General features: G+C 72.8%; 20 protein-coding genes and 1 pseudogene. 8 read left to right on the top strand and 13 right to left on the bottom strand.

The genetic code is table 11. From position 1 onward, the window contains the following. Positions 1–43 precede the first annotated feature (43 nt). The gene (locus ACSMX9_RS22935; RefSeq protein WP_445396554.1) at positions 44–625 is read left to right on the top strand and encodes a phosphatase PAP2 family protein; all 582 of its coding nucleotides are present in this window, start codon (positions 44–46) and stop codon (positions 623–625) included. Positions 626–673: 48 nt separating this feature from the next. Here the strand turns inward: ACSMX9_RS22935 and ACSMX9_RS22930 are convergent, their stop codons facing one another. The 9 genes from ACSMX9_RS22930 to ACSMX9_RS22890 form a co-directional block, all read right to left on the bottom strand. Further along, positions 674–2,506 (bottom strand): chitinase, encoded by a 1,833-nt coding sequence (locus tag ACSMX9_RS22930; protein ID WP_445396552.1) that lies wholly within the window; start codon positions 2,504–2,506, stop codon positions 674–676. 189 nt (positions 2,507–2,695) lie between these two features. After that, positions 2,696–3,151: a hypothetical protein gene (locus ACSMX9_RS22925; RefSeq protein WP_445396550.1), complete on the bottom strand. Its 456-nt coding sequence runs from the start codon at positions 3,149–3,151 to the stop codon at positions 2,696–2,698. A gap of 161 nt (positions 3,152–3,312) precedes the next feature. Further along, positions 3,313–4,731: an NAD(P)/FAD-dependent oxidoreductase gene (locus ACSMX9_RS22920; RefSeq protein WP_445396548.1), complete on the bottom strand. Its 1,419-nt coding sequence runs from the start codon at positions 4,729–4,731 to the stop codon at positions 3,313–3,315. A gap of 75 nt (positions 4,732–4,806) precedes the next feature. Next, on the bottom strand, positions 4,807–5,607 hold the full coding sequence (locus tag ACSMX9_RS22915; RefSeq protein WP_445396546.1) for an ABC transporter permease: 801 nt from the start codon (positions 5,605–5,607) through the stop codon (positions 4,807–4,809). Continuing rightward, entirely contained in the window at positions 5,607–6,551 is a 945-nt protein-coding gene (locus ACSMX9_RS22910; RefSeq protein ID WP_445396544.1) for an ABC transporter permease, read from the bottom strand. Before ACSMX9_RS22910 ends, ACSMX9_RS22915 begins: the two co-directional genes overlap by 1 nt. Further along, positions 6,548–7,702, bottom strand: coding sequence for an ABC transporter ATP-binding protein (locus ACSMX9_RS22905; protein ID WP_445396542.1), 1,155 nt, complete (start codon positions 7,700–7,702; stop codon positions 6,548–6,550). The genes ACSMX9_RS22910 and ACSMX9_RS22905 overlap by 4 nt, the downstream gene beginning before the upstream one ends. An 87-nt stretch (positions 7,703–7,789) precedes the next feature. Next, positions 7,790–9,031: a polyamine ABC transporter substrate-binding protein gene (locus ACSMX9_RS22900; protein WP_445396540.1), complete on the bottom strand. Its 1,242-nt coding sequence runs from the start codon at positions 9,029–9,031 to the stop codon at positions 7,790–7,792. A 147-nt stretch (positions 9,032–9,178) separates the two neighbouring features. Beyond that, entirely contained in the window at positions 9,179–10,702 is a 1,524-nt protein-coding gene (locus ACSMX9_RS22895; protein WP_445396538.1) for a gamma-aminobutyraldehyde dehydrogenase, read from the bottom strand. Positions 10,703–11,017: 315 nt separating this feature from the next. After that, the gene (locus ACSMX9_RS22890) at positions 11,018–11,749 is read right to left on the bottom strand and encodes a DUF4190 domain-containing protein (protein WP_445396536.1); all 732 of its coding nucleotides are present in this window, start codon (positions 11,747–11,749) and stop codon (positions 11,018–11,020) included. A gap of 28 nt (positions 11,750–11,777) precedes the next feature. Between ACSMX9_RS22890 and ACSMX9_RS22885 the strand changes: the two are divergent. Beyond that, positions 11,778–12,916, top strand: a pseudogene (locus ACSMX9_RS22885) (adenosine deaminase). 234 nt (positions 12,917–13,150) lie between these two features. Beyond that, on the top strand, positions 13,151–14,299 hold the full coding sequence (locus tag ACSMX9_RS22880; RefSeq protein WP_445396534.1) for a serine hydrolase domain-containing protein: 1,149 nt from the start codon (positions 13,151–13,153) through the stop codon (positions 14,297–14,299). Positions 14,300–14,423: 124 nt separating this feature from the next. Here ACSMX9_RS22880 and ACSMX9_RS22875 read toward each other — a convergent pair whose 3' ends face one another. After that, positions 14,424–15,863, bottom strand: a complete 1,440-nt coding sequence (locus tag ACSMX9_RS22875) for a gamma-aminobutyraldehyde dehydrogenase (protein ID WP_351246598.1) — start codon at positions 15,861–15,863, stop codon at positions 14,424–14,426. A gap of 180 nt (positions 15,864–16,043) precedes the next feature. Between ACSMX9_RS22875 and ACSMX9_RS22870 the strand changes: the two genes are divergently transcribed. The 5 genes from ACSMX9_RS22870 (at position 16,044) to ACSMX9_RS22850 (ending at position 20,740) form a co-directional block, all read left to right on the top strand. Further along, a complete protein-coding gene (locus tag ACSMX9_RS22870) occupies positions 16,044–16,556 on the top strand; it encodes an Lrp/AsnC family transcriptional regulator (RefSeq protein ID WP_351246600.1) in 513 nt (170 codons plus the stop codon). Next, entirely contained in the window at positions 16,541–17,935 is a 1,395-nt protein-coding gene (locus ACSMX9_RS22865; protein ID WP_445396532.1) for an aspartate aminotransferase family protein, read from the top strand. Before ACSMX9_RS22870 ends, ACSMX9_RS22865 begins: the two co-directional genes overlap by 16 nt. 233 nt (positions 17,936–18,168) lie before the next feature. Then, positions 18,169–18,951: an ABC transporter ATP-binding protein gene (locus tag ACSMX9_RS22860; RefSeq protein ID WP_445396530.1), complete on the top strand. Its 783-nt coding sequence runs from the start codon at positions 18,169–18,171 to the stop codon at positions 18,949–18,951. Further along, positions 18,933–20,111 (top strand): hypothetical protein, encoded by a 1,179-nt coding sequence (locus ACSMX9_RS22855; protein WP_445396528.1) that lies wholly within the window; start codon positions 18,933–18,935, stop codon positions 20,109–20,111. Before ACSMX9_RS22860 ends, ACSMX9_RS22855 begins: the two co-directional genes overlap by 19 nt. 221 nt (positions 20,112–20,332) lie before the next feature. Beyond that, entirely contained in the window at positions 20,333–20,740 is a 408-nt protein-coding gene (locus ACSMX9_RS22850; RefSeq protein ID WP_351246608.1) for a VOC family protein, read from the top strand. A gap of 19 nt (positions 20,741–20,759) precedes the next feature. Here ACSMX9_RS22850 and ACSMX9_RS22845 read toward each other — a convergent pair whose 3' ends face one another. The 3 genes from ACSMX9_RS22845 to ACSMX9_RS22835 form a co-directional block, all read right to left on the bottom strand. Further along, complete coding sequence (locus tag ACSMX9_RS22845; RefSeq protein WP_445396526.1) at positions 20,760–21,821, bottom strand: ABC transporter ATP-binding protein; 1,062 nt, start codon at positions 21,819–21,821, stop codon at positions 20,760–20,762. Then, a complete protein-coding gene (locus ACSMX9_RS22840) occupies positions 21,821–23,431 on the bottom strand; it encodes an ABC transporter permease (RefSeq protein WP_445403066.1) in 1,611 nt (536 codons plus the stop codon). The genes ACSMX9_RS22845 and ACSMX9_RS22840 overlap by 1 nt, the downstream gene beginning before the upstream one ends. Before the next feature lie 131 nt (positions 23,432–23,562). Next, positions 23,563–24,651, bottom strand: a complete 1,089-nt coding sequence (locus ACSMX9_RS22835; protein WP_445396524.1) for a thiamine ABC transporter substrate-binding protein — start codon at positions 24,649–24,651, stop codon at positions 23,563–23,565. Positions 24,652–24,799 lie beyond the last annotated feature (148 nt).

The following is a 24,799-nucleotide window of genomic DNA, read 5'->3' as shown; positions in this document are numbered from 1 at the left end:
CCCGGCGGTCCTGGTCGCGCTGGCCTCGCTCGTGTTCGCCCTGGTGACCTGGCAGGTCGCGGTGCGGGGCCCGCTGCTGGAGCGGGACGTCGCCCTGTCCGCGCGGCTGCGCTCCGGCGGCCTGCCGGACGGGGTCGCCGAGGTGCTCGCCGATCTCGGTGCGGTGGTGGTCGCGGTGCCGGCGCTGGCGGTGGTGGCGGGGGTCTGCACCTGGTGGGCGCGGCGGACGGGGGTGCCCCGGTGGTGGGCCGGGGCGGCGGGGGCGGGGGTGCTGTTGGTGCTGGTGCCACTGCTGGTGGTGCCGTTGAAGGCGTGGCTCGCCCGGCCGGGGCCGCCGCCGATGCCGGGCACCGGGTACTACCCCTCGGGGCACACGGCGACGGCCGTGGTGGCGTACGGGGCGGCGGTGGCCTTGCTGTGGTGCCGGGTGCGGAGCACCTGGCTGCGGTGGTCGCTGGGGTGCGCCGGGGTCGTGCTGGTCGCGGGCACCGGGTACGGGCTGGTGCGCCGCGGCTACCACTGGCCCTTGGACGTGGTGGCCAGCGCGGCGCTGTTCGGGGCGCTGTGGGTGGGGTACGTGCTGTTCCTGCACCGGTGGGGCGGGCGGGGCGCCCCGGGCGGCTGAGGCCGGGGGTGCCCCGGGCCCGCTCGTCGAGGGGCCCGGGGCGGACGGTCAGCGGCGCCAGGTGTCGAAGTTGCGGGAGAAGTCGGTGTTGTTGTGCCGGTCCCAGTTGATGGACCAGCTCATCAGACCGCGGAGTGCCGGCCAGACGCCGTGGGTCCGGTAGGTGCCGCAGCCGGTGCCCTTGGTGAGGCAGTCGAGGGCCTTGTTGACCTCGGTGCCGGAGACGTGGCCGTTGCCGGCGTTGGTGGAGGCGGGCATGCCGATGGCGACCTGTTCGGGGCGGAGCGCGGGGAACACGTTGCTGGCGTCGCCGGCGACCGGGAACCCGGTGAGCAGCATGTCCGTCATGGCGATGTGGAAGTCCGCGCCGCCCATCGAGTGGTACTGGTTGTCCAGGCCCATGATGGAGCCGGAGTTGTAGTCCTGGACGTGCAGCAGCGTGAGGTCGTTGCGCAGGGCGTGGATGACCGGCAGGTAGGCGCCGGCGCGCGGGTCCTGGCCGCCCCAGCGGCCGGTGCCGTAGTACTGGTAGCCGAGTTGCACGAAGAAGGTCTCCGGCGCCATGGTCAGCATGAACCGGGGGCCGTACGCGGCCTTGAGGGTCTTGACGGCCTGGATGAGGTTGACGATCACCGGGGTGGTGGGGTTCTTGAAGTCGGTGTCGTTGGCGTTCAGGGACAGGGAGTGGCCCTCGAAGTCGATGTCGAGGCCGTCGAGCCCGTACTCGTCGATGATCTTCGAGACGGAGGTGACGAAGGCGTCGCGGGCGCCGGTGGAGTTCAGCTGGACCTGGCCGTTCTGGCCGCCGATGGAGATCAGCACCTTCTTGCCCTGCGCCTGCTTGGCCTTGATCGCCGCCTTGAACTCGGCGTCGCTCTCCACGTTCGGGCACTCGGTGACCGGGCAGCGGGTGAAGCGGATGTCCCCGGAGGTGACGGAGGTGGGTTCGCCGAAGGCGAGGTGGATGACGTCCCAGCTGTTGGGCACGTCGGCCATCCGGGTGTAGCCGGAGCCGTTGGCGAAGCTGGCGTGGAGGTAGCCGACGAGGGCCTTCGGCGGGAGCGGGTCCCCCTCGCCGAGCGGGGTGGTGACCAGGAGGGCGGCCGAGAGGGGGGACGTGCCGGCGTCGTTGGTGGCGGCGACCTCGACCCGGTACTGCTTGCCGGGGCTGAGGCCGGCCAGGTAGGCGCTGGTCGCGCTGCCGGTCCAGGCCCGCGCGCCGTCGACCTGGACGGTGTAGCCGGTGGCTCCGGGCACCGGGTCCCAGGCGACCGTGGCGTTGTGCGGGCCGACCGAATCGGTGCGCAGGCCGGTGGGCTTGACCGGCGGCTGGCCGGGGTCGACGGCGGGGCCGACGAGGGTGACGTCGTCGACGTGGTAGGCGGGCGTGCCGTACCAGCCGTGGGCGTAGAGGGTGACCCTGGTGGTGGTGGGGCCGGTGCGGAAGGTGGTGCTCAGCCGCTTCCAGTCGGCGGCGGACTGGGTCCAGTCGTAGCCGTCGCTGGTCCCGGTGCCGGTGACGCCGAGGTAGGTGTACGTGCCCCGGACGTGGCCGGTGAGAGTGTACTGGGCGTCGGGTTTGACGGTGACGCTCTGGGTACAGCGGGCGTTGTCGCCGCCCGAGGGGGTGGCGCGCAGCGCCGAGGTGCCGGTGCGCACCGGGGTGGTGACGGCGGCTCCGCTGCCGGCGGAGCAGGTCCAGCCGTCGAGGCCGGCCTCGAATCCGCCGTTGCGGACCAGGTCGGCGTCGACGGCGGGGGCCGCGGTGGCGGTGGCGGTGAGGCCGGGCAGGACGGCCAGGGCGGTGGCCGCGAGCACGGCGAGGAGTCGGGCGCGGACTCCTCGTGCGGGGGGACGGACGTGTCGTCTGGTGCGTTCCACTACATCCTCCGAACATGGGGGAAGGTGAAGCAGGACGGTGTCGTGGAGCGCGCTCAACCTGGTTCAGACCAATTCGCTTGTCAAGACCCCCCGCACGCATCCGTCGCCTTCGGCGACCGTGCGAGGGGGTCGCTCCGCCGCGGGACGGGGTCCGGAGCCGACCCGCCCCGCGACGGAGCCGACGCTCCGTCAGCCCCCGTTCCCGCGGGCCAGGTCGGCCGCCGCCTCGTGCAGGGCGAGTTCGAGCAGGATCGGGTCGGTGAGGGTGCCGGTGCCGTCCGGCGGGACCAGCCACCGCACCCGTCCCGCCACCCGACCGGGGTAGGGCACCACGATCCAGGCGCCCCGGCCCACGCCGCGCACCCCGGTGCCGAGCCAGCGGCCGACCGTGCCGGGCGGCACGAAGAAGCCGATCCGCCCGTCACCGAAGTCGGTGAGGACGGGACCGGGGCGGTCGATCAGGCGCAGCAGTACGTCGAGGGTGGGGTGGCCGAGTTCGCCCGGCAGGATGAGCACGTCCCACATGCGGCCCGCCGGGAGCAGGACGACCCCGAACGGGTTGCGTTCCCACTCCCAGCGGGTGGCGTCGGGTTGGGGCGCCGCAGCCAGCAGCCATTCCGCCGCCGCGGCCCAAGGCCCGGTCATGTCGTGTCCTCCGTCTCTCAGGAACCGCGGGTGCGGTTCACTGGGGAGAGGAGGGGAGCGGACGGAGCATTACGCGGGTTGACGCTACCAGCCGGTAGTGAACTGCGTCACAGGCGCTGATCGGGGGGCGGGCCGGCGGCCCGCCCCCCCCTCACGGCGGTTCAGCTGTCGAACCCGAGCCCCAACCGGTCCAGCGTCCGCAGCCACGGGTTGCGGTGCCCCCGGTTCTCGTCGGCCCGGGCCAGCGACCACTTGGTCAGGGAGATCCCCGCCCAGGCGAAGGGCTCCGGCGGGAAGGGCAGCGGCTTGCTGCGCACCATCTCCAGCGCGGTCCGCTCGGTCTGCTCGCCGGAGAGCAGGTCAAGCATCACTTCGGCACCGAACCGGGTGGCCCCCACGCCGAGCCCGGTGTAGCCGGCCGCGTAGGCGACCCTCCCCCGGTGCGCGGTGCCGAAGAAGGCGGAGAACCGGGAGCAGGTGTCGATCGCACCGCCCCAGGCATGGCTGAAGCGCAGCCCTTCGAGTGCGGGGAAGTACCGGAAGAAGTGCTCGGCGAGCCGGGCGTAGGTCTCCGGGCGGTCGTCGTGCTCGGCCCGGACCCGGCCGCCGTACGGGTAGACCGCGTCGTAGCCGCCCCACAGGATGCGGTCGTCCGCGGTGAGGCGGAAGTAGTGGAACCGGTTGGCGGTGTCGCTGAGGCCCTCCCGGCCGTGCCAGCCGATCGCGGCGCGCTGCTCGGCGGTCAGCGGCTCGGTCATCAGCGCGTAGTCGTACACCGGCACCGTGTACGGGCGGACCCGCTTGACCAGGGAGGGGAAGACGTTGGTCCCCAGGGCCACGTGCCGGGCCGACACCCTGCCGTACGGGGTGCGCACCCCCATGCCCGTGCCCCGGCGCACCAGGGACAGGGCGGGGGTGCGCTCGTGGATGCGCACGCCCCGCTCCAGGCAGGCGGCCTTGAGTCCCCAGGCGAGCTGGGCGGGGTTCAGCATCGCCACCCCGTGCCGGTCCCGGAGCCCGGCCCGGAACAGCGGTGAGCGCACCACGGCGCGCACCTCGTCCTCGTCGAGGAACTCGACGCCCCCGTCGAGGCCGAGCCGTTGCGCCTCGCGGTGTCGGGTGCGCAACTCCTCGACCTGGTAGGGCTCGGTGGCCACGTCGATGCCGCCGGTGCGTTCGAAGGCGCAGTCGATGCCGTAGCGGGCGACGGCCTCCTCGATCGCGTCGAGGTTGCGGGCGCCCAGTTCCTCCAACCGGCCGATCTCCCGCGGCCAGCGGGAGAGGCCGTTGTCGAGGCCGTGGGTGAGCGAGGCGTCGCAGAAGCCCCCGTTGCGGCCGGAGGCCGCCCATCCCACCTCGCGCCCCTCGATCAGGAGCACGTCCCGGTCCGGGTCGCGTTCCTTGGCGATCAGCGCGGTCCACAACCCGCTGTAGCCGCCGCCGACCACCAGCAGGTCGCACTGCTCGGTGCCGGTCAGCGCCGGCAGCGCCGGGGGCCGGTCGGGGTCGTCCAGCCAGAAGGAGAGGGGGCGGGCGTCGGCGAGGGACGCGGTCCAGCGGTTCATGGCGCCTGGGGCCATGATGTCAACTCCCTACCAGGGTCGTACCGGGGTGCGGCCGCCCGGATCGGTGCGGCCGGTGTCCAGCGGGGGCCGTCAGGCCCGCTGCTTCCTGCGGCGGTGGCCCAGCACCGTGACGATCAGCACGAACACTACGGCGAACAGGAACATCGCCGTGCCGATGACATTGATCTGAACGGGCGTTCCGCGCTGGGCCGAGCCCCAGACGAACATGGGGAAGGTGACGGTGGACCCCGCGTTGAAGTTGGTGATGATGAAGTCGTCGAAGGACAGGGCGAAGGCGAGCAGCGCCCCGGCCGCGATGCCGGGGGCCGCGATGGGCAGCGTCACCCGGAGGAAGGTCTGCACCGGTCCCGCGTACAGGTCCTGCGCGGCCTGCTCCAGCCGCGGGTCCATGGACATGACCCGGGCCTTGACCGCGGTCACCACGAAGCTCAGGCAGAACATGACGTGGGCGATCAGCACCGTCCGGAAGCCGAGTTCGGCACCCATGTTGAGGAACAGGGTCAGCAGCGAGGCCGCCATCACCACCTCGGGCATCGCCATCGGCAGGAAGATCAGCGAGTTCACCGCGCCCCGGGCCCGGAACCGGTACCGGACCAGGGCGAACGCGATCATCGTGCCGAGCACGGTGGCCCCGAGGGTGGCCCAGCCGGCGAGTTGGAGGCTGAGCGCCAGCGAGCCGCACAGGTCGGCGACCCCGCACGGGTCGCGCCACGCCTCGGTGGAGAAGTTCTGCCACTCGTAGTTGAAGCGGCCCTTCGGTTCGTTGAACGAGAAGACGGTGACGACGATGTTCGGCAGCAGCAGGTAGGCGAGCGTCAGCAGTCCCGCGATGACGACGAGACGACGGCGGATCCAGCGCAGCAGGGCCATCAGACCAGTTCCTCCGTCCCGGACTTGCGGATGTAGAAGGTGACCATCAGCAGGATGGCGGCCATCAGCAGGAACGACAGGGCCGCGGCGGTCGGGTAGTCGAGGACGCGTAGGAACTGCGTCTGGATGACGCTGCCGATCATCCGGGTGTCGGTGGAGCCCAGCAGGTCGGCGTTGACGTAGTCGCCCGAGGCGGGGATGAAGGTGAGCAGGGTGCCGGCGACGACGCCCGGCAGCGACAGCGGGAGGGTCACCTTGCGGAAGGCGGTGGAGGGGGACGCGTACAGGTCGCCGGCGGCCTCGTGCAGCCGTCCGTCGATCCGTTCCAGCGAGGTGTAGAGCGGGAGGACCATGAACGGCAGGAAGTTGTAGGTCAGGCCGCAGACCACGGCGAGCGGGGTGGCCAGCACCCGGTCCCCGTCGGTCATGCCGAGCCAGGCGGTCACGTCCAGGACGTGCAGGGTGCCGAGGAGTTCGACCAGCGGCCCGCTGTCGGCGAGGATCGTCTTCCAGGCCAGGGTGCGGATCAGGAAGCTGGTGAAGAACGGGGCGATCACCAGGACCAGGATCAGTCCGCGCCAGCGCCCGGCGCGGAACGCGATCAGGTACGCCAGCGGATAGCCGAGCAGCAGGCACAGCAGGGTGGCGGCGCCGGCGTACAGCACCGAGCGGGCGAACTGCGGCCAGTAGGCGGCGAGCGCGTCGGTGTAGGTCGCGAAGTGCCAGGTGACCTCGAAGCCCTCTTCGAGGGAGCCGGTCTGCACCGAGGTCGACGCCTGGTACACCAGCGGCAGCAGGAAGAACACCAGCAGCCACAGCACGCCCGGCAGCAGCAGCCAGTAGGGGACGAGCCGGCCGCGCCGGTGGACCCGGCGCCCGGGGGCGGGCGCCGTGGTCGGCGCGGGGGCGGGGGGCGCCGGCGCCGGGTCGGTGAGGGCGGTCATGCCGCCTCCTCCCCCGTCGGCCCGGTGCCCGCTTCGGCCCCGACGTGCGGTGCGTCGAGGCCGAAGGCGTGCGCCGGGTTCCAGTGCAGGACGACCGGGGCGCCGGGCGCCAGCCGCGCGTCCCGGTCCACGTTCTGGACGTACACCTCCAGGTCGGGCCCGGCCGGACCGCTCACCCGGTACTGGGTGGAGACGCCGATGAAGCTGGTCGCGGTGACGGTCCCGGTGACCCGGCTGCGGCCGGCCGGGAGGTCCGCCGCGTCCTCGGCGCGGGTCAGCGACACCTTCTCCGGTCGGATGCCCACCAGCAGGCGCCCGCCCGGGGCGAGCCCGTCCGGACAGCGGGCCGCGGGCAGCCGCAGCACCTCGCCGGCCGCGGCGACGACCAGGTCCTCGCCCTCCCGGGCGGTGACCGAGCCGGCGATCAGGTTGGAGGTGCCGAGGAAGTTCGCCACGAACGTGGTCCTCGGGTGCTCGTACAGGTCGGCGGGGGCACCGAGTTGCTCGACCCGGCCGCCGTTCATCACCGCGACCGTGTCGGCCATCGTCATGGCCTCCTCCTGGTCGTGGGTGACGTGCACGAAGGTGATGCCCACCTCGGTCTGGATGCGTTTGAGTTCGAGTTGCATCTGCCGGCGCAGCTTCAGGTCCAGGGCGCCCAGCGGCTCGTCCAGGAGCAGCACCCGCGGGTGGTTGATGAGCGCCCGGGCGACCGCCACCCGCTGTTGCTGCCCGCCGGAGAGCTGGTGCGGCTTGCGGCGGGCGAGGTCCCCGAGCTGCACCAGGTCGAGCATCTCCCCCACCTGCTTCTGCACCGAGCGGATGCCCCGCCGGCGCAGCCCGAAGGCGACGTTCTCGAAGATGTCGAGGTGCGGGAAGAGCGCGTAGGACTGGAAGACGGTGTTCACCGGGCGCTTGTAGGGCGGCAGTGCGGTGACGTCCTGGTCGCCGAGGACGACGGTGCCCGTGGTGGGTTCTTCCAGGCCCGCGATCATCCGCAGGGTGGTGGTCTTGCCGCAGCCGGAGGCGCCGAGCAGGGCGAAGAAGGAGCCCTCGGGCACGGTCAGGTCGAGCGGGTGGACGGCGGTGAAGGAACCGTAGGACTTGCTGATCCCGGTGAGGCGGACGTCGCCGCCGTGTTCGGTCGTCATGGTGGGTCCCGGGGGTCGAGGGTGGGGACGGGGCGGGGGGCCGGCGGCCTCCCGGTGCGGCGAGAGGCGCCCCGGGTGCGGTGCCGGTCAGGCGCCGGTGAGCTGGGCGAACTTCGCCTCGTACGCGGTCTCCTCCTTGGCGGAGAGCGAGCGGAAGGCGTGGGACTTGGCGGCCATCTCCCGGTCGGGGATGATCAACGGGTTGGCGGCGGCGTCCGCGTCGAGCTTCGCCAGCTCCGCCTTGACCCCGTCGACGGGGCAGACGTAGTTGATGTACGCGGCGAGGCGGGCGGCCGGGCCCGGCTCGTAGTAGTAGTCGATGAGCCGTTCGGCGTTGCGCTTGTGGCGGGCCCGGTGGGGGACCAGCAGGTTGTCGGTGGCGATCATGTAGCCGCTGTCCGGGATGACGAAGCCGATGTCGGGGTTGTCGGCCTGGAGTTGGACGACGTCGCCGGCCCAGGCCACGCAGGCGGCGATGTCGCCCTTGGAGAGGTCGGAGGTGTAGTCGTTGCCGGTGAAGCGGCGGATCTGCCCCCGGTCCACGGCCTTCTGCACCCGGGCGATCGCCGCGTCGAAGTCGTCGCCGGTGACCTTGCCGGGGTCCTTGCCCAGGTCCAGCAGGGTCAGCCCCATGGTGTCGCGCATCTCCGACAGCAGCGAGACCCGTCCCTTCAGCTGCGGCCGGTCCAGCAGGTCGCCCAGGGAGCGCACCTCCACGCCGTCGAGGGCCTTCCGGTTGTACGCGATGACCGCCGGGATGCCCGTCCACGGGTAGGAGTACGCCCGCCCCGGGTCCCAGTCGGGGCTGCGGAACTGCTGCGAGAGGTTGGCGTAGGCGTGCGGCAGGTGGGCCGGGTCCAGCTTCTGCACCCAGCCGAACCGGATCAGCCGCGCGGCCAGCCAGTCGGTGACGTTGATCAGGTCCCGTCCGATGTCCTGGCCGGCGGCGAGCTGGGGTTTGACCTTGCCGAAGAACTCGACGTTGTCGTTGATGTCCTCGGTGTACTTGACGGCTATCCCGGTGCGCTCGGTGAAGGTCTCCAGGGTGGGGCGGCGCTTGCCGCTCTCGTCGACGTCCATGTACTCGGTCCAGTTGGAGAAGACGACGCGCTTCTCCCGGTCCGAGTGGTCCTGCGAACCGGCGCCCTGCGGCTTGGCGGCCGGTGGGATGCCGCATCCGGCCAGCGCCGCGGCGCCGCCGACCGCGAGCGCGCCCCCGGCGGTGGCGCGCAGCAGGGTGCGCCGGGAGAGGGCGCCCCGGCCGTTGCGCAGGCTGCGCCGCGCGGCGGCCGCCTGCGCCGGGGAGAGGGGTTCGGGCTGGTACGGCATGCGCGGGGTGCCCTTTCGGTGGTGCCCCGTCGGCAGGGGCGCGGATGACGGCCCGCAGGGGCGTCAGGGGTCGGCAGGGGGACCGGGCGCGGGTGGCGGACGGTCGGGCGGGGCGACGGGGCGGGGCGACGGGACCCGGCGGGCGGGTCAGCGGTCCCCGAAGACGGTGCGGTGCCAGTCCTTCCTGGCCACCGCGGTGTTGTCGTACATGACGTGCTTGAGCTGGGTGTACTCCTCGAAGGAGTACGCGGACATGTCCTTGCCGTAGCCGGAGGCCCGGTGTCCGCCGTGCGGCATCTCGCTGATGATCGGGATGTGGTCGTTGATCCACACGCAGCCGGCCCTCAGTTCGCGGGTGGCGCGGCCGGCCCGGTAGACGTCCCGGGTCCAGACCGATGCGGCCAGGCCGTAGGGGGTGTCGTTGGCGAGTCGGAGGCCCTCGTCGTCGGTGTCGAAGGGGAGCACCACCAGCACCGGGCCGAACACCTCCGACTGGACCACCTCGCTGGACTGCGGGGCGTCCACGATCAGAGTGGGCCGGTAGAAGGCGCCGCTCGACAGGTCGCCGCCCGGGGCTTCGCCGCCGGTGACGACGCGGGCGTAGCCGCGGGCCCGGTCCACGAAGGCGGCGACCCGGTCGCGGTGGGCGTGGGACACCAGGGGGCCCAGGTCGGTGGCCCGGTCGAAGGGATCGCCGAGGCGGACCGTCGCCATCAGGTCGGCGACCCCGGCGACGAACGCCTCGTACAGGGGGCGCTGGACGTAGGCGCGGGTGACGGCGGTGCAGTCCTGGCCGGAGTTGATGAGCGCCCCGGCGACGGCGCCGTGCACGGCGGCCTCCGGGTCGGCGTCGTCGAAGACCACGAAGGGCGCCTTGCCGCCCAGTTCCAGGTGGAGCCGCTTCACGGTGGCGGTGGCGATCTCCGCGACCCGCCTGCCGACCGCGGTGGAGCCGGTGAACGAGGTCATCGCCACGCCCGGGTGGCCCACCAGGTGCTCTCCCGCCGCCGGGCCGGTGCCCGTGACGACGTTGACGACCCCGTCCGGGATGCCGGCCTCGGTCGCCGCGGAGGCGAACATCAGCGAGGTCAACGGGGTCAGTTCGGCGGGCTTCAGCACGATGGTGTTGCCGGCGGCGATCGCCGGCAGGACCTTCCAGGCCGCCATCTGGAGGGGGTAGTTCCAGGGGGCGATCGAGCCGACGACGCCGATGGGTTCCCGGCGCACGTAGGAGGTGTGGTCGCCGGAGTACTCGCCCGCCGACTGGCCCTGGAGGTGACGGGCCGCGCCGGCGAAGAAGGCCGTGTTGTCGATGGTGCCGGGCACGTCGAACTCCCGGCTGAGCTTGATCGGCTTGCCGCACTGGAGGGACTCGGCGCGGGCCAACTCGTCGGCGCGTTCGGCGAGTACGGCCGAGAACCGGTGGAGCGCGTCGGAGCGCTCGCCCGGGGTGGCCCCGGCCCACTGCGGCCGTGCCCGGGCGGCGGCCCCGACCGCGGCGTCGACGTCCTCGGCGCCCGCCAGTTCGTACGTGTACACCGGGTCGCCGGTCGCCGGGTCGACGACCGTGTGGGTGCGCCCGGAGGTGCCGGCGGTGAGGCGGCCCCCGATGTACTGGGCGCCGTCGGCGAAACGGTCCTGTGCCGCGAAGCGGTGACCCGGGTGGTGCATCGGCACTCTCCTCCGCCCACTCCCCGACCGGGGGATGTGGCGTAGCTTCGGCTGGATTTGAGTGCAGATCCTGACATGGGGTCCCGACTCCAACAAGGGATTCCGTTGTTGCCTTTTGGTTACGCGACGGAATCTGTCGACCAGGTGTCGAGTTCCGGGAGGAAACCCGGGACGGAATGCCCGTGGTGCGCGGCCCGGTGACGTGCAGGGGGAGGCCGGGGTGCGCGCGCCGGGCGCGAGAGCCGCGACCCCCGGCGGCGCACCGGCGCGCGAGCCCTCGGCGGCCGCGCCCTCGCTCGGGTCGGGCGCCCCCGGTCAACGGGCGGCGGAAGCCCGCACGGACGGAGTGTCCGGGGTGTCCTCGGTCGCGTCGTCGGGGAACGTGCCGGGGCTGACGACGAGCACGACCAGCAGCGCGACCGCGAGGACCGTGCCGGCGGCCCCGCAGATGATTCCGGCGAGCGCCTGGCCCGGGTTCGAGGCCAGGCCCCGGTTCGCCCGGGAGCGCCCCACCCCGCCGAGGACCACGGCGAGGATGCCGACCACGATGGCCAGCGGCCAGGCGCAGAAGAGGACCAGGGCGACGATCCCGAGCACCATCGAGGCCACGCCGAGCCCGTTCTGCGGGGGCAGCGGATGGCCGCCCCACCCGGGGACCGGGTACGGAGCGCCCCCGGGCACCGGATACCCCGGATGCGGATGCCCCGGATGCGTCGGGTGGGCCCCGTGCATGTGCGCGACGTGCATCGGGTGCATCGGGTACGGTGCGGGCGCTTGCGGGCCCGGGCCCTCGGGGCCCACCGGCGGCGGGGGGACCGGGCTCTTCACCAGCGACGGCGGAGGGGCGAACGGCGAAGGGGGACCCGTCGGGTGGCCCGGGCCGGGCGCCAGCGGGAGGCCGGCCAGGGTCGGCTGGGTGTGCAGGGAGGGCGGTTGCCCGCCCGCGGGCGGGGCCCAGGGGTCGGGCGCGGGGGCCTGCGGCTCCCGAGCCGCGCGCCCCTCCTCGGGCCCGTTCCCCTCCCCCGCGGCGTACCGTTCCCCGGTCATGCCGTCCCCCTTCGTCCTCGGTGGTGCCATGCTACGGCCCGCCGCACCCGCCCCCCGGCGCCGCCTACGATGGCCGCCTACCACCGATCAGCCGATCACCGCGCCCGTGGCGGCGCCCGTCCCGGGGAGAGACCCTTGACCGTTCCACACGCCTTCATCGCGGGTTTGCCGAAGGCCGAACTCCACGTCCACCACGTGGGCTCCGCCACTCCCCGGATCGTCTCCGAACTGGCCGCCCGGCACCCGGACTCCAAGGTCCCCACCGACCCCGAGGCCCTCGCGGACTACTTCTGCTTCACCGACTTCGCCCACTTCATCGACGTCTACCTCTCGGTCGTGGACCTGATCCGCACCCCCGAGGACGTCCGGCTCCTCACCTACGAGGTGGCCCGCGACCTCCAGCGGCAGAACGTCCGGTACGCCGAGCTCACCGTCACCCCGTACTCCTCGGTGCGGCGCGGCATCGACGAGCGCGGCTTCATGACGGCGATCGAGGACGCCCGCAAGGCCGCCGAGACCGAGTTCGGCGTGGTGCTGCGCTGGTGCTTCGACATCCCGGGGGAGGCCGGGCTGGAGTCCGCCGCGGAGACCCTCCGTCTCGCCGTCACCGACGGGCTGCGGCCGGAGGGCCTGGTGTCGTTCGGGCTCGGCGGGCCCGAGATCGGCGTGCCGCGGCCCCAGTTCAAGCCGTACTTCGACCGGGCCATCGCGGCCGGTCTGCGCTCGGTGCCGCACGCCGGGGAGACCACCGGCCCCGACACCATCTGGGACGCGCTGCGCGAGTTGCGCGCCGAACGGATCGGACACGGCACCAGCGCGGTGCGGGACCCGCGGCTCCTCGCGCACCTCGCCGAGCACCGGATCCCCCTGGAGGTGTGCCCGACCTCGAACGTCGCCACCCGGGCGGTGCCCAGTCTGGACGAGCACCCCCTGGCGGCCATGGTGGAGGCCGGGGTCCTCGTCACGATCAACTCCGACGACCCGCCGATGTTCGGCACCGACCTGAACGGCGAGTACGCGGTGGCCGCCCGGCTGCTGGGACTCGACGAGCAGGGCATCGCCGGGCTCGCCAAGAACGCCGTCGAGGCGTCGTTCCTCGACCCCGCGGGCAAGAGCCTGCTGGCCGCGGAGATCGACGCCTACACCGCGCAGTGGCTGACGCCCTGACGGTGGCCGCCGGAGCGGACCGGGGGCCGGTGGGCGGCCGTGAGCACCGCGGTGCGTCAGGCCGTACCCGCCCCGGCCGCCGTCCGTCAGGGGAAACCCGGAGCTGACCTCCCGTCACCTCGCGTCCGCCCCCTATGCGAACCGGGGGCGGACTCCTCCACCACGAGGACGCGCACCGCATCGTCGTCCGGAGAGCATGGCCACGGCTGCGTCGGACCGTCTCCGGAGGACACCGTGAACCGTAGGAACCACCTCGCGTCGCTGGTCGGCATCGCCCTGTCCGCGGGACCGCTGGCACTGCCCTGCGCCGCCGCCCCGGCCCGTGGTGGACCGGCGGGCGGGGACGGGCCGGACCGCACGGCGCTGCGGGCGGCCGTCGCGGGGCTGCCCGCGGCCCACGCGACGTCCGCCGCGGTGCGGATGGGCGGGGACGCGGTGTGGCACGGCTCGTCCGGCGTCCGGGACCTGGCGACCGGCCGGCCCGCCCTGTCCGGCGGCCGGTTCCGCGCGGGGTCCACGACGAAGGTCGTCACCAGTGCACTGGTGCTCCGGCTCGTCGCCGACGGGCGCATCGATCTCGACGCGCCCGTCCAGGAGTACCTGCCGGGACTGTTGTCCCCGAGGTTCAGTCCGGTGGCCGTCCGGCACCTACTCACCTACACCAGCGGCATCCGGTCCGCGGGCGGCAAACCCTGGGCGCAGGAGTACGCGCAACGGCTGCACACCGTCGACTACCGCGAGCACGTGGCCGCCGGCATCGCCCTGGGGCCCGCGCACGAACCGGGGTACGCACAGCGGTACTCCAACATCCACTACACGATCCTCGGCATGCTCGTCGAGGAGGTCACGGGCCGGCCGTACGCCCGGGAAGCGGAGCGACTGGTCCTCCGCCCGCTGGGCATGCGGCACACCTCCTTCCCCGGCACCGACCCGGAGGTCCCCGGTCCGCACAACCGTGGTTACCAGGTGGTGCGGGGAGCGGACGGAGCCGTCGAGCACGTCGACGTGACCCGGTGGAACCAGTACGACCGGTTCGCCGCCGGCGACATGATCTCCACGACCGCCGACCTGGAACGACTGGTCCGCGGGCTGGTGCGGGGCGAGGTGGTCCCCAGGCCCCAGGTGCAGGAGATGTTCACCGTGCCGGAGGTGGGCGATCCCGCGGGCGCCACGATGAGCGCGGGCCTCCAGCGGTACGTGAGCCCCACCACCGGGCGGGTGGTGTGGGTGAAGACGGGGAGCCGGTACGGCTACCACTGCGCGCTCGCGGTGGGCGAGGACCACCGCCGCTCCCTGGCGTACGCGGTCACCAGCACCGACGCCAAGGGCCCGGGGATGGACCGGGTGGGCGAGGCAGCCCTCAAGGCGACCTTCGGCCTGTGACGCCGGGGGGCGTCCGGTCCGGGACGCCGGGGACTGCGAAGGGCGGCGGGAACGCCGGAGGGGCGACGCCGGTCCGTTCCCGGACCGCGCCGCCCCTCCCGCACCACGGGGTGTGGTGACGCTCTCAGCCCTCCAGCGAGGTCATCACGTGCTTGATGCGGGTGTAGTCCTCGAAGCCGTAGGCGGAGAGGTCCTTGCCGTAGCCGGACTTCTTGAAGCCGCCGTGCGGCATCTCGGCGACCAGCGGGATGTGGGTGTTGATCCACACGCAGCCGAAGTCGAGGGCCTTGGACATCCGCATGGCGCGGGCGTGGTCCTTGGTCCACACGGAGGAGGCGAGGGCGTACTCCACCCCGTTGGCGTAGGCGATGGCCTGGGCCTCGTCGGTGAAGGACTGGACGGTGATGACGGGGCCGAAGACCTCGTTCTGGATGATCTCGTCGTCCTGCTTGAGGCCGGAGACCACGGTGGGCGCGTAGAAGTAGCCCTGGTCGCCGACCCGTTCGCCGCCGGCCTCGACCTTGGCGTGCGCGGGCAGCCGCTCGATGAACCCGGCGACCTGCTTCAGCTGGTTGGGGTTGTTCAGCGGGCCGTACAGCACGTCCTCGTCGTCCGGCTGGCCGGTCTTGATCGCCGCCGCGGCCTTGGCCAGTTCGGTGACGAACTCGTCGTGGATGGACTCGTGGACCAGGACCCGGGTGGCCGCCGTGCAGTCCTGGCCGGCGTTGAAGTAGCCGGCGGTGGAGATGCCCTCGACGGCGCTGGCGATGTCGGTGTCCTCGAAGACCACGACGGGCGCCTTGCCGCCCAGCTCTAGGTGGACGCGCTTGAGGTCCTTCGAGGCGGACTCGGCGACGGACATGCCGGCGCGCACCGAGCCGGTGATCGACGCCATGGCCGGGGTCGGGTGCTCGACCATGGCCCGGCCGGTGTCCCGGTCGCCGCAGACGACGTTGAACACGCCCTTGGGCACGATCGAGCCGATGATCTCGGCGAGCAGCACGGTCGACGCGGGGGTGGTGTCGGACGGCTTGAGCACCACCGTGTTGCCCGCGGCGAGCGCCGGCGCGAACTTCCACACGGCCATCATCATCGGGTAGTTCCAGGGGGCGACCTGGGCACAGACGCCGATGGGCTCGCGGCGGATGATGGAGGTCAGGCCCTCCATGTACTCGCCGGCGGAGCGGCCTTCGAGCATCCGGGCCGCACCGGCGAAGAACCGGATCTGGTCGACCATCGGCGGGATCTCCTCGGTGCGCGTGAGGCCGATCGGCTTGCCGGTGTTCTCCACCTCGGCGGCGATCAGTTCCTCGGCGCGCTCCTCGATCGCGTCGGCGATCTTGAGGATGGCCCGCTGGCGCTCGCCGGGCGTGAGGTCGCGCCAGGCGGGGAAGGCCGCCGCGGCGGCGGCCATCGCGGCGTCCACGTCCGCCTGCCCGGACAGCGGGGCGGTCGCGTACGTCTCGCCGGTGGCGGGGTTGACCACGTCGGTGGTGCGTCCGTCGGCGGCGTCCCGGAACGCTCCGTCGATGTAGTTGCGCAGACGACGCAGTTCGGTGCTCACTGCCAGGCCCTCCAGTCAGGTGCTCACATGTCCGGTGGGTGAGACGCCCACCTATGTCCGATGCTAACCGGTGACTATCGCTTTCCACATGCCTACCGGCCACTGGCTACGAAATCCGTGAGACGAAAAGCTGTTCGCAACGAATTTCATCGATTCAGCCTTGCGGAACCGACGAGACCCATGCACAGTGGGGGCGTGGCCAGTCGTAGCGCAGATCCCAGGGACCCCCGGAGCGGAAACGGTTCTCCCGCTCTGGACGCCGTCTCCCTCGCCATCATCGAACAGCTCCAGCAGGACGGCCGCAGGCCGTACGCCGCGATCGGCAAGGCCGTGGGCCTGTCGGAGGCGGCCGTGCGCCAGCGGGTGCAGAAGCTGCTCGACCAGGGCGTGATGCAGATCGTCGCCGTCACGGACCCGCTCACCGTGGGCTTCCGCAGGCAGGCGATGGTGGGCATCACCGTCGAGGGCGACCTGGACCCGGTGGCGGACGCGCTCGGCGAGATGCCCGAGGTCGAGTACGTGGTGATGACCGCGGGCTCGTTCGACCTCCTGGTGGAGGTCGTCTGCGAGGACGACGACCACCTGCTCGAAGTGATCAACAAACGCATCCGGGCCCTTCCCGCGGTGCGCTCCACCGAAAGCTTCGTCTACCTGAAGCTCAAGAAGCAGACATACATGTGGGGAACCCGATAACCGTGAGCAAGGACCTCAGCCGAACCGCGTACGACCACCTCTGGATGCACTTCACGCGCATGTCGTCGTACGAGAACGCGCCCGTTCCCACCATCGTGCGGGGCGAGGGCACCTACATCTACGACGACAAGGGCAAGCGCTACCTGGACGGTCTCGCGGGTCTGTTCGTCGTCCAGGCCGGCCACGGCCGCACGGAACTGGCGGAGACCGCCTTCAAGCAGGCCCGCGAGCTGGCCTTCTTCCCCGTGTGGTCCTACGCCCACCCCGCGGCCGTCGAACTGGCGGAGCGCATCGCCCACCACGCCCCCGGCGACCTCAACAAGGTCTTCTTCACCACCGGCGGCGGCGAGGCCGTCGAGACCGCCTGGAAGCTCGCCAAGCAGTACTTCAAGCTCCGGGGCCAGCCCACCAAGCACAAGGTCATCTCCCGTGCGGTCGCCTACCACGGCACCCCGCAGGGCGCCCTGTCCATCACCGGCCTGCCCGCCCTGAAGGCCCCCTTCGAGCCGCTGGTGCCCGGCGCCCACAAGGTGCCGAACACCAACATCTACCGGGCGCCCTCGTTCCTCGACGACGGCTCGGGGGTCGACCCCGAGGCCTTCGGCCGCTGGGCCGCCGACCAGATCGAGCAGCAGATCCTCTTCGAGGGGCCGGAGACCGTGGCCGCGGTCTTCCTGGAGCCGGTCCAGAACGCGGGCGGCTGCTTCCCGCCGCCGCCCGGCTACTTCCAGCGGGTGCGCGAGATCTGCGACCAGTACGACGTACTGCTCGTCTCGGACGAGGTCATCTGCGCCTTCGGCCGACTGGGCACGATGTTCGGCTGCGAGAAGTTCGGCTACGTCCCGGACATGATCACCTGCGCCAAGGGCATGACCTCGGGCTACTCCCCGATCGGCGCCTGCATCGTCTCCGACCGGATCGCCGAGCCGTTCTACAAGGGCGACAACACCTTCCTGCACGGCTACACCTTCGGCGGGCACCCGGTCTCCGCCGCCGTCGCCCTCGCCAACCTCGACCTGTTCGAGCGGGAGAAGCTCAACCAGCACGTCCTGGACAACGAGAGCGCGTTCCTCGCCACCCTCCAGAAGCTCAACGACCTGCCGATCGTCGGCGACGTCCGCGGCAACGGCTACTTCTACGGCATCGAACTCGTCAAGGACAAAGCCACCAAGGAGTCCTTCGACGACGAGGAGTCCGAGCGCATCCTGTACGGCCACGTCTCCAAGAAGCTCTTCGAGAACGGCCTGTACTGCCGCGCCGACGACCGCGGCGACCCGGTCATCCAGCTCTCGCCGCCGCTCACCTCCGACCAGTCCACCTTCGACGAGATGGAGCAGATCATCCGCGGTGTCCTCCAGGAGGCGTGGACCCTGCTGTAGGCGCGGCCCCCGCAACCGATGACTCGTTTCACCGCCCCGCCATCGGCGCACTCCTCCGATGAGCTGCACGTCATACGGCCCGGGTGCCCCCTTCCGAGTGAGAAGGGGGCACCCGGGCCGCGTGCTGGACGGAGAGCGGCGGCGGCCCCGCCTACGGTGCCCAGTGACCGATCGGCCCCGGCTTCGTTCCCTCGTACGGGGGAACGGAACCGAACTGAACCGAGGTGCACACCATGGCGGCCCTGTCCTCCCCGTCACCCCCGTCGCCCCCCTCGGGCTCGTCCGCCCCACCGGACAACGACGTGCTCTGGGCCCGCTCGCTCAGCTACGCCCACGACGGCTCGCCCGCCCTCGCCGGCGTCTCCCTCGGGGTGCGCGAGGGGGAGGTGCTCGCCGTCACCGGGCTCCGCGGCAGCGGCAAGACCACCCTGCTGCGCCTGCTCTCCGGCCAGGTGCTCCCCGAGCAGGGCGGCGAGGTGTGGTTCAACAGCACCCCCGTGCACACCATGAGCGCCCTCGCCCGGGAGCGGCTGCGCCGCGACCGGTTCGGCTGGATCGACCCGCGCCCCGGCCTCGTCCCCGAACTGAACGCCTGGGAGAACACCGCCCTGCCGCTGTTGCTGGCCAAGGTCCCCCGGCGGGCGGCGAAGGCCGCCGCCCTGGAGTGGCTGGCCCGGCTGGACATCGCCGACCTCGCCCGCAAACGGCCGCACGCCCTGCACCGGGCCCAACGCCAGCGGGTGGCGTTCGCCCGGGCCCTGATCGGCGAACCGTCCGTGGTGTTCGCGGACGAGCCGACCGCGCCCCTGCACCGCGCCGACCGCGCGCACGTCCTGCGCACCCTGACCGCCGCCGCCCGCTCGCACGGCATCACCGTCGTCCTCGCCACCCACGATCCGGACACCGCGGCCCTCGCCGACCGGTCCGTGCTGCTGGTCGACGGACGGCTGTCCCGGAGCGCCCGCACGGCGCCCGACAGCACGGAAGGCCGGGCCGCGTGCTCGCTCTCCGTCTAGCCCGGGGCGCCCGGCCCGCGGTCTGGGCCCGCCGGCTCCTGGTCACCGTCGCGGCCACCGGCACCGGGCTCCTGCTGCTGTGCACCTTCGGCTACGCACTGGGGCACCCCGCCGCCGCCCTCGGCTCCTCGCTCCGGCTGGCCTGGTGCGCCGCGCCGCTCGCCGCCACCGTGTACCTCGCAGTGGCGGTGGCCCGCACCGATCCGGCGACCCGCCCGCGCGCCGGACTGGACGCCGTGGGGCTCGGCCCGGGCCGTCGCGCGGCGCTCGCCGCGGTGTCCACCGCCGCGGCCACCACCACGGGCTCGCTCCTCGCCCTGCTCCTCTTCCTGTACCTGCGCGGGGACCTCGACCTCCTCCCGTTCGCCGGCGCCGCCGCCGGGTTGCTCGCCGCAGGCTGGGACCTCCCCCTCGCCGGGACGCTGACCCTGCTCGCCCTGGTGCCCGCCGCCGCCTCCACCACGGCCGCGCTGCTGCTGCGCCCGGCCAGCTACGCGGGCGCCCCGAACGACGCCGATGACGACGACGGCACCGAGGGCGCCGCACCCGACGCCGGGTCCCCCGGCGACCTGCCCTGGGGCGTGGCCCTGCTCGCAGCGGGCCTGGCCGTCGAGGCGTACGCCGGCGGATCGGCGCCCTCCCCCGGGCTGCGACTGCCCGGCGGGCTGGTCGGCGGCTCGCTGAGCGTGCTGGTCGGCTGGGCGCTCACCGCAGTGGGGCTGGCGCTGGCCGGCCCCGGTCTGGTCCACCTCTGCGGGCGGGCCCTCCAGTCGCTGCGACCGGGCGCCGTCCGGCTGCTGGCGGGGCGGGTGCTGCAACGGGAGGCGCAGCGCGTGGGCCGTCCGCTCGGGGTGGTGTGCGCGGTCGTCGCCGGCGCCTTCGCCGCGGCGACCCTGTACACCGGGTCGGAGCCCGACACCGGTCCGTTGAGCGCCCTCGGCGCGGGGCTGGTGGTGGGGTGCACCCTGGCCGCGCTCGCCCTCGCCGCGGTCGAGGCCCGACAGGACCGGGCGCCGGTGACCGCGGCCCTGCTGCGGCAGGGGGCGCCGGTGGCGGCCCTGCGCACGGCCGCCGCGCTGCGCGCCGCCGCCCTGTGCGCCCTGTTCGCGCCGTTGACCTGGGTCATCGCGGAACTCGCCGCGGCTCCCCTGGCCCGCTGACGAACGGGCGGCCGGCGTGTCGGTACGCCCGTGGAAGGGCACCGGCGCGCGGCTCGTACGCGGGTGGTGGATGGCTCCTCACGCGCCGGCGCGAAGAAGTTCGCCACGGAGCGATGAGTTCTCTCCGCCATCCCCGTCTACCCCTTGAACGGCTCGCAAGGCTCCCGCACAGGGCGCACACGACCACGGAAGCGCCCCTCGGGGCACAGGAAAGGGACACCATGTACCAGCAGATGATCTTCCCCAACCTTCCGGTCAAGGACCTGGAGGCGTCGAAGACCTTCTACACCGGCCTCGGCTACTCGCTGAACCCCACGTTCTCCGACGAGCACACGGCCTGCGTGGTCATCAGCGACGCCATCGTGCTGATGCTCCTGGACCACGAGCGGTACGCCCAGTTCACCAAGAAGGAGATCGCCGACGCCCACCGGACCAGCCAGGCCCTGCTGGGCCTGAGCGCCGAGAGCCGCGCCGACGTCGACCGGCTCGTCGACACCGCGCTCTCCCTCGGCGGCACCCCGGCCGGCGAACCCCAGGACTACGGGACCATGTACGGCCGCTCCTTCGACGACCCCGACGGCCACACCTGGGAGGTCATCTGGATGGACCCCGCCGCCGTCACGGGCTGACGCCCGGGGCGGGGCGCGGTCAGCCCAGGACGACGGTCTCCGCCGGGTCGAACTCCACCCCGACCCGGCGGCCGGGCTCCGGCGCGTCCCGCACCCCGCACACCGCCTCCAACGGGGGCGCGTCCGCCGGCTTCAGCCGCAGCACCACGTGGGTGCCGCGGAAACTACGGGCGGCCACCTCGCAGCCCAGCCCGGTCCCGGGAGCAACCAGCCGCACCCCGGCGGGGCGGACCAGGACCGTCCGCCGACCCTGCGCGCCGCCCGCCGCCACCGGCACCCGGCCCCAGGGGGTGTCCGCGACGGTGCCGGACACCGTCCCCTCGACGAGGTTGCCGAACCCGAGGAACCGGGCCACGAACGCGTCCGCCGGACGCTGCCACACCTCGGACGGCGTACCGGTCTGGGCCACCCGGCCGTCCCGCATCACCACCACACGGTCGGCGAGGGCGAACGCCTCCCCCTGGTCGTGGGTCACCGCGAGCACCGTGGTGCCCAGGGCGGCGAACAGCTCCCGGAGCTCCTCCACCAGGCGTTCGCGCAGGGTGCGGTCGAGCTGGCCCAAGGGCTCGTCGAGCAGGAGGAGTCGGGGGCTCGGGGCGAGGGCCCGGGCCAGGGCCACCCGCTGCTGCTCACCGCCCGACAGCGAGGCGACCGCCCGGCGCTCGGCCCCGGGCAGCCCCACCAGGGACAGCAGTTCGGCCACCCGGGACCGCTGTTCCTCGCGGCCGACGCCGTGCATGCGCAGCCCGAAGGCCACGTTGCCGCCGACGTCCCGATGGGCGAAGAGTTGGTGGTCCTGGAACATCAGGCCCACCCCGCGCTGGTGAGCGGGGGTGCCGGTGCGGTCCCGGCCACCGAACAGCACCCGCCCGGCGTGCAGCTCCTGGAGCCCGGCGACCGCCCGCAGCAGGGTGGACTTGCCGCTGCCGCTGGGGCCGAGGACGCAGACGATCTCGCGCTCGGCGACGTCGAGGGAGACCGCGTCCAGTGCGGTCCGCGCGCCGAAGCGCACACCGGCCCCGTCCAGTCGCAGGGCGGCCGGGTCCGCGTGCGGTCCGGGGGACGGCGTGGCCTTCGTCATCAGAACTCCCCCGCAGAAGAGGTCCGCAGGCGTTCCAGGAGCAGCAGCGACACGGCACACACCACCATCAGCAGGGTCGAGAGGGCCATGGCCTGGCCGTAGTTGAGTTCACCGGCGCGGCCCAGCAGTCGGGCCACGGCCACCGGCAGGGTCGGTTCGTCGGGGCGGGCGATGAAGACGGTGGCCCCGAACTCGCCCAGCGAGACGGCGAAGGCGAAGCCGGCGGCAATCAACAGGGCGCGGCGTACCAGCGGCAGGTCCACCTCGCGCCAGGCGCGCAGCGGGGAGGCGCCGAGGACGGCCGCGGCCTCCCGCAGCCGTTCGTCGACGGAGCGCAGCACGGGCAGCATGGTGCGCACCACGAACGGCACCCCGACCAGCGCCTGCGCCAGCGGCACCAGCCACCAGGAGGACCGCAGGTCGAGCGGCGGCTCGTCGAGGGTGATCAGGAAGCCGAAGCCGACGGTGACCGCGGACACCCCCAGCGGCAGCATCAGCAGGGCGTCGAAGCCGCGCACCAGGCGCCCCGCCCGGCGGGTCAGCGCCGCGGCGGCGAGCCCTCCGACGACCAGGGCGATGCCGGTGGCGGCGAGCGCGTACAGCAGCGAGTTGCCGACGGCGTTGATCGGCGGCACCAGGAAGGTGCCGCCCTCCGCCGAGGTGAGCGCCCGGTAGTAGGCGAGGGTGAAGGCGCCCTCGGAGTCCTGGAAGGAACGGGCCACCAGCACCCCGAGCGGGAGCACCACCAGCACGGCGACCGTGGCGAGCACCCCGGTGAGCAGGGCCCGTTGCCCGGCGCCCCGTGGGCGGCGGGCGGTGGTGGCCGGGTCGACCAGTCGCAGCCCGCTCTCCCGGCGGCGCACCGTCCAGGCGTGCACCGCGAGGACCAGTCCGACCGCGGCGAACTGCACCAGGGTGAGCACGGCGGCGGCCGGGAGGTCGAAGAGCTGGGAGGTCTGGCGGTAGACCTCCACCTCCAGGGTGGCGTACCCAGGGCCGCCGAGGATCTGGACGACCCCGAAGGAGGTGAAGGTGAAGAGGAAGACCATCAGGGCCGCGCCCGCGACCGCGGGGCGCAGCGCCGGCAGGGTGACGGTGCGCCAGGCCGTGAAGCGGGAGGCGCCGAGCACCCGGGCGGCCTCCTCCTGTCGGGGGTCGAGCTGGGCCCAGAGCCCGCCGACGGTGCGCACCACCACCGCGTAGTTGAAGAAGACGTGCGCCAGCAGGATCGCCCAGACGGTGGTGTCGAGCCGCAGTCCGAGCGTGCGCTCCAGCAATCCGTCGCGTCCCAGCAGGGCCAGGAACGCCGAGCCGGCGACCACGGTGGGCAGGACGAAGGGCACGGTGACCACGGCCCGCAGCAGCTGCTTGCCGGGGAAGTCGAGCCGGGCGAAGACGTAGGCGCCGGGCAGCGCGATCAGCAGGGTCAGGGCCGTGGAGGCGAAGGCCTGCCAGCCGGTGAACCACAGCACCTCGCGGATCTCCGGCCGGCCCAGCACCTCCCCGATGCCGCCGAGGTGCCAGGCGCCGTCCGGGCGCAGGCCCCGGGTCACGATCGCGGTCACCGGGTAGGCGAAGAACAGGGCGAAGAACCCGACCGGGACGGCCATCAGCGCGCACCGGACCGCCGCGGCCCGCCGGTCCGGGCGGGGCCGGGCGGACGGGCCGGTGCCCCCGGGCAGGGGGGCACCGGGCACGGCGCCGTCGAGCGGGGCGCCGGGGGCCGGCTCGGTCACGGTGCTCACTTCACCACGAGCGAGGTCCACTGCTTGACCCACTGGTCACGGTTGTCGGCGATGCGCTCGGGGTCCATGGTGTGCGGCGAGGGGACCTCCACCGCGTACCGGGCGAAGTCCTCGGGGGCCTTGGCGTCCTTGTGCACGGGGTCGACGAACATGTTCAGCGGCATGTCCTCCTGGAAGGTGCGCTCGCTGAGGAAGTCCAGCAGGGCCTTGCCGCCCTCGGGGTTCTCGGCGTTGGTGAGCAGCCCCGCGTACTCGGCCTGCTGGAAGCAGGTGCCGGTGGAGACGCCGGTGGGGGCATCGGCGGGCTGCGGCTCGGAGTAGATGGCCTCGGCCGGCGGGGAGGAGGCGTAGGAGACCACGAGCGGGCGGTCCCCGCCGGCCTTCTTGCCGCCGGCGGAGCCGGAGAACTCCTCGTTGTACGCCTGGTCCCAGCCGTCGACGACCTTGACGCCGTTGTCCTTCAGCTTCTTCCAGTAGTCGGGCCACCGGTCGCCGCCCTGCTGGGCGACGGTGCCCATCAGGAAGCCGAGGCCCGGCGAGGAGGTGGCCGGGTTCTCCACCACCAGGAGGTCCTCGTAGGCGGGTTCGACCAGGTCGTCGAAGGTCTGCGGCGGTTCGATGCCCTTCTCCGCGAAGTACTTCTTGTCGTAGTTGACGCAGACCTCGCCGGTGTCCACGAGGGTGACCCGGTCCTGCTTGTCGAGCAGCGGGCGCTTGGCGAGGAGCACGCTGTCCGCGCCGCTGGCCTCGTACGCCTCGAAGAGGTCGTTGTCCAGGCCGCGCGAGAGCAGGGTGTTGTCGATGCCGAAGAAGACGTCGCCCTGCGGGTTGCCCTTGGTGAGGATCGCCTTGTTGACGGCGACGCCCGCGTCGCCGTCCTCCAGGACCTTCACCCGGTACCCGGACTCCTTCTCGAACTCCTCCCAGACCTCCTTGGAGACGGCGAAGGAGCTGTGGCTGACCAGGGTGACCGTCTTCGCACCGCCGCCGTGGGCGTCGGTGCCGCTCTCGGCACAGGCGGTGAGGGTGACGAGCCCCAGTCCGGCCGCGAGGGCGGCGGCGGTGGCCTTCTTGGTGGTGCTCACGTGATGTTCCTCCTGGAGCGGGACCAGGAAGAGACGCGGCCCCGCCCGCCGCCCCGGGGCGGGGCGCGGGCAGGGCGCAACAGCTTGAGTGGTGACCGAACTTCCTACCCGGAATGACCCGGGCGAGGTTCAGAGGGTCTGCGGCCCA

Source organism: Streptomyces sp. LE64 (assembly GCF_052606915.1).
The sequence above is the reverse complement of the archived record's forward strand: the minus strand, read 5'-3'. Positions and strand labels throughout refer to the sequence as shown.

Excerpts from the sequence above, each read along its gene's own strand:
- ACSMX9_RS22925 (WP_445396550.1), bottom strand. The coding sequence starts at position 3,151 with ATGACCGGGCCTTGGGCCGCGGCGGCGGAATGGCTGCTGGCTGCGGCG.
- ACSMX9_RS22920 (WP_445396548.1), bottom strand. The coding sequence starts at position 4,731 with ATGGCCCCAGGCGCCATGAACCGCTGGACCGCGTCCCTCGCCGACGCC.
- ACSMX9_RS22915 (WP_445396546.1), bottom strand. The coding sequence starts at position 5,607 with ATGGCCCTGCTGCGCTGGATCCGCCGTCGTCTCGTCGTCATCGCGGGA.
- ACSMX9_RS22910 (WP_445396544.1), bottom strand. The coding sequence starts at position 6,551 with ATGACCGCCCTCACCGACCCGGCGCCGGCGCCCCCCGCCCCCGCGCCG.
- ACSMX9_RS22905 (WP_445396542.1), bottom strand. The coding sequence starts at position 7,702 with ATGACGACCGAACACGGCGGCGACGTCCGCCTCACCGGGATCAGCAAG.
- ACSMX9_RS22900 (WP_445396540.1), bottom strand. The coding sequence starts at position 9,031 with ATGCCGTACCAGCCCGAACCCCTCTCCCCGGCGCAGGCGGCCGCCGCG.
- ACSMX9_RS22895 (WP_445396538.1), bottom strand. The coding sequence starts at position 10,702 with ATGCACCACCCGGGTCACCGCTTCGCGGCACAGGACCGTTTCGCCGAC.
- ACSMX9_RS22890 (WP_445396536.1), bottom strand. The coding sequence starts at position 11,749 with ATGACCGGGGAACGGTACGCCGCGGGGGAGGGGAACGGGCCCGAGGAG.
- ACSMX9_RS22870 (WP_351246600.1), top strand. The coding sequence starts at position 16,044 with ATGCACAGTGGGGGCGTGGCCAGTCGTAGCGCAGATCCCAGGGACCCC.
- ACSMX9_RS22860 (WP_445396530.1), top strand. The coding sequence starts at position 18,169 with ATGGCGGCCCTGTCCTCCCCGTCACCCCCGTCGCCCCCCTCGGGCTCG.
- ACSMX9_RS22850 (WP_351246608.1), top strand. The coding sequence starts at position 20,333 with ATGTACCAGCAGATGATCTTCCCCAACCTTCCGGTCAAGGACCTGGAG.
- ACSMX9_RS22845 (WP_445396526.1), bottom strand. The coding sequence starts at position 21,821 with ATGACGAAGGCCACGCCGTCCCCCGGACCGCACGCGGACCCGGCCGCC.
- ACSMX9_RS22840 (WP_445403066.1), bottom strand. The coding sequence starts at position 23,431 with ATGGCCGTCCCGGTCGGGTTCTTCGCCCTGTTCTTCGCCTACCCGGTG.